This is a genomic window from Streptococcus sp. UBA632 (assembly GCF_002300045.1).
In the GTDB taxonomy this organism is placed as follows: Bacteria; Bacillota; Bacilli; order Lactobacillales; family Streptococcaceae; genus Streptococcus; species Streptococcus alactolyticus.
Map to the genome: position 1 here is coordinate 1 of NZ_DBPA01000060.1, position 4,086 is coordinate 4,086.

The window sequence follows — 4,086 nt, forward strand, 5'->3', positions numbered from 1 at the left end:
AAGTATTATTTGGGTTTATAATTGAGATTTTTCAACTAGCACCACGGGTAATCTTTATAATAATATATTATTAAACTAGGATTGTGATTTTATGGAGACGTTACTCAAAGATATCAGCAAACGTATTAAGAAATATCGCTTGAAATGCGGATATACTCAGCAAGAACTTGCGGAAAAAAGTGACTTAAGTCTGCCTTTTATCAACCTAATTGAAAATAATCATAGGAAAATGACGCTTGAAACCCTTATTAAGATTTTAAATGCTCTAGATGTTTCTTTGAGTACTTTTTTCCTTCCCTATTCTCACGAAGAAGATAATACAGTTGATGCTGAATTAACTAGTATGATAATTAAAATTCAACAATCACAAAATAAAGAGAAATTTATTCATATCATGAATGAAATAATTGATATGACTGACTCAGAAAACTATTAAAAAAACACACATTTGGTGTTTTTTTTAATAGTTTGTTCGCTCGCTAATCTTATAAAAGACCTTGTCCGCGGGAATCTTGCTAAAGGATAGGTCGCCTGTGTTTCCAATAATCAAGCGGTCTTGTGAGGTGTCGGTCTTACCAGCAACTTGACCACGAGGGATAAGAAAGAGAGCGTTGTATTCATTACCTCCTTCAAGAGTTACTTCAAATGGATAGTAAAGATAATCGCCAACTTTTTGATAACTTGTCGTCAATGGTTGTGAGTTATCAACATCAAAACTGCCGATATATCGACCATTTGTAACATCCTCTAATAGGTCAGAATCGTAGTCAACAACTGCTATGCTAGAGCCATCAGACGCTTGATAGCTACCTAAAATGTAAATATAAGGAGTAGAATAGTTATAAGAAACAAGCCTTGAACAATTCTCATATTGGCTAACATCATCCGATATTTTGAATTGACAATAAGCATTTTCAGCAGGTGTGCCATTTTGCGTTCCAGCCATTCTATCTCGTGTGCTGTCAGTATTACCTACTTGCCAACCAGCTGGGTAAAGCAAGGGAACATAACCGCCAGCACCCATAAAACCCGACGCTACTGACAATTTAATAACATCAACTTTTTCAGTTTTGGTCGAATTTCTAAAATAGATGACGCTTTGTATAGCCTCGCTAGCACCAATCAATTGCTCGACACCCCGTGTATTACCGTTGCTATCAACCTTTAAACGGTAACCATCGGGTAGAACTACCGTCACAATATCAGCTTGTTTAAAAGAACTACCGTCAGGATAATCCCACACACCAACGAGCGACGAATAGTCACCATTTAGTATGGCATCAACTGGGTCAACTGTTTCTTCTGTACTATACTCACTAGACTCTCTAAATTCACTAGAGTTGCTAGACTCGTTAGATTCACTAGATTCGCTTGTTTCCTCTTCTTTTGAATGACTTGAATGCGTGGTTTCGCTGGTCTCATGGTTCACATGATCTTGCGACTGGTCAAACCAATTGTTTTGACTTTCCGCCAAACAAGCACTTAAACCAAGCAAAACCACGGTTGATAGTAAAACGAGCTTTTTCATCGTCATAACCTCCTAAACGATAGTGCTGCCTTCTTGCCGTACTTTTTGGGCAACATTTAACGAGTGGTATTCTAAACTCTGTTCCCTTTTTGTCTCAAAATCATATCTCGTATCCTATTTCATAAATGATAGTTATGAGACTATTATAACATCTTTTTTGAAATCGGATACACAGAAATAAAAAAAGAAGAGGCTCAACATCATAGGCCTCTCCCTTGGAGATTATGAAAAAGAAAAGTTTTAGGATGATTATAGTGTATAAAGACTTCCTTAAACAAACCTAAAAGTTTTCCTGAAAATACATATTTATTTCACCAATTTTTTCATATCTTCGATACGAGCAACGGTTGCGTCGTATTTGGCTTGGTAATCAGCTTGTTTGTCGCGTTCTTTTTGCACTACTTCTGGTTTGGCATTAGCGACAAATTTCTCATTGCCGAGTTTACGAGCGACCATGTCCAATTCTTTTTGCCATTTGGCAAGTTCTTTGTCCAAACGTGCCAATTCTTCTTCGACATTGAGCAAATCAGCTAGTGGCAAGAAGATTTCAGCACCTGTGATGACGCTTGACATGGCCAAGTCTGGTGCTTCGATATCTGATGCGATTTCCAATTTTTCTGGATTGGTGAAGCGTTTGATGTAGTTGACATTGTCATTAAAGAAAGCTTCCAATTCGCTGTCGCTTGTTTTGACAAGGATAGTGATTGGTTTGCTTGGTGCCACATTGACCTCACTACGAGCGTTACGCACTGCACGGATAAGGTCTTTCAAGCTTTCCACACCCTTGTGAGCTGCTTCGTTTTCAAAGGCTGGGTTCACCGTTGGGTAAGCAGCCGTTACGATAGAGCCTTCAGAGATTTGTTCAAAGATTTCTTCTGTCACAAATGGCATGATTGGGTGAAGCAAACGAAGAATCTTATCAAGCGTGTAAAGCAAAACAGAACGTGTGATGACTTTTTCAGCCTCATTGTCGCTGTAAAGCACTTCCTTGGTCAATTCCACATACCAATCCGCAAATTCATCCCAGATGAAGTTGTAAAGAATGTGACCAGCCACACCAAATTCAAATTTATCAAAGTTTTCAGTGACTTTGGCGATGGTTTCATTCAAATTGTGCAAAATCCAACGGTCAGTGACATTACCAGCCTCACCAGCTACCACTTTTGCGACGTTGTCGCTGGCTTGCTCAAGAGTCAAACCATCGTTATTCATCAAGATGTAACGTGAAATGTTCCAGATTTTGTTGATGAAGTTCCAAGCAGCGTCCATTTTTTCATAAGAGAAACGAACGTCTTGGCCAGGGGCAGAACCATTTGACAAGAACCAACGAAGCGCATCTGCACCGTATTTTTCAATCACATCCATTGGGTCGATACCGTTACCGAGTGATTTAGACATTTTGCGACCTTGCTCGTCACGGATAAGACCGTGGATAAGCACGTTTTCAAACGGACGGCGTCCTGTAAATTCCAATGATTGGAAAATCATGCGTGACACCCAGAAGAAGATGATGTCATAACCCGTTACCAAGGTAGATGTTGGGAAGTAGCGTTTGAAATCTTCTGAGTCCGTATCAGGCCAACCCATTGTTGAAAATGGCCAAAGGGCAGAGCTAAACCAAGTATCTAGCACGTCCTCATCTTGTGTCCAGCCGTCGCCCTCAGGAGCTTCTTCGCCGACATACATCTCACCGTCTGCATTGTACCAAGCTGGGATTTGGTGTCCCCACCACAATTGACGTGAGATCACCCAGTCATGCACATTTTCCATCCATTGAAGGAAGGTATCGTTGAAACGTGGTGGGTAGAATTTCACTTCGTCGTCTGTGTCTTGGTTGGCAATGGCATTCTTAGCCAATTGGTCCATTTTAACGAACCATTGTGTTGACAAACGTGGTTCAACTGGCACACCTGTACGTTCTGAGTGACCCACGCTATGAACCATTTTTTCGATGTTGACGAGCGCACCGATTTCATCCAATTTTTTCACGACAGCTTTACGAGCTTCAAAGCGGTCCATACCAGCAAATTCACCTGCAAGTTCATTCATAGTACCATCATCGTTCATGACATTGACTTGTGGCAAATCATGGCGTTGACCAACCAAGAAGTCATTCGGATCGTGAGCTGGAGTGATTTTAACCACACCAGTACCAAATTCTGGGTCAGCGTGTTCGTCACCAACGATTGGAATTGGCTTGTTTACGATTGGAAGGATTACATTTTGACCAATCAAATCTTTGTAACGGTCGTCATTTGGATTGACCGCCACGGCAACGTCACCAAACATGGTTTCAGGACGAGTCGTTGCCACTTCAAGGGCACGTGAACCATCTTCCAACATATAGTTCATGTGGTAGAAAGCCCCTTCCACATCCTTGTGAATAACCTCGATATCAGAAAGTGCTGTGCGTGCTTTTGGATCCCAGTTGATAATAAATTCCCCACGGTAAATCCAACCTTTTTTGTACAATTCAACAAAGACCTTACGCACCGCTTTTGACAAGCCTTCATCAAGGGTGAAACGTTCACGAGAATAATCCACAGAAATCCCCATCT

3 protein-coding genes are annotated in these 4,086 nt (G+C 40.8%); 1 reads left to right on the forward strand and 2 read right to left on the reverse strand.

Annotated features, from left to right (window positions below):
- Nucleotides 1–91: 91 nt before the first annotated feature.
- Entirely contained in the window at nucleotides 92–436 is a 345-nt protein-coding gene (locus B3473_RS06925; RefSeq protein WP_264879790.1) for a helix-turn-helix domain-containing protein, read from the forward strand.
- 24 nt (nucleotides 437–460) lie between these two features.
- Here B3473_RS06925 and B3473_RS06930 read toward each other — a convergent pair whose 3' ends face one another.
- Both B3473_RS06930 and B3473_RS06935 read right to left on the reverse strand, forming a co-directional pair.
- Nucleotides 461–1,528 carry a hypothetical protein gene (locus tag B3473_RS06930; protein ID WP_235280980.1) on the reverse strand — a complete coding sequence of 356 codons (1,068 nt, stop codon included), beginning with the start codon at nucleotides 1,526–1,528 and terminating at the stop codon, nucleotides 461–463.
- Between the two features lie 306 nt (nucleotides 1,529–1,834).
- Nucleotides 1,835–4,086 (reverse strand): valine--tRNA ligase (locus B3473_RS06935; protein WP_293678410.1); only part of this gene is annotated, 2,252 nt, incomplete at its 5' end.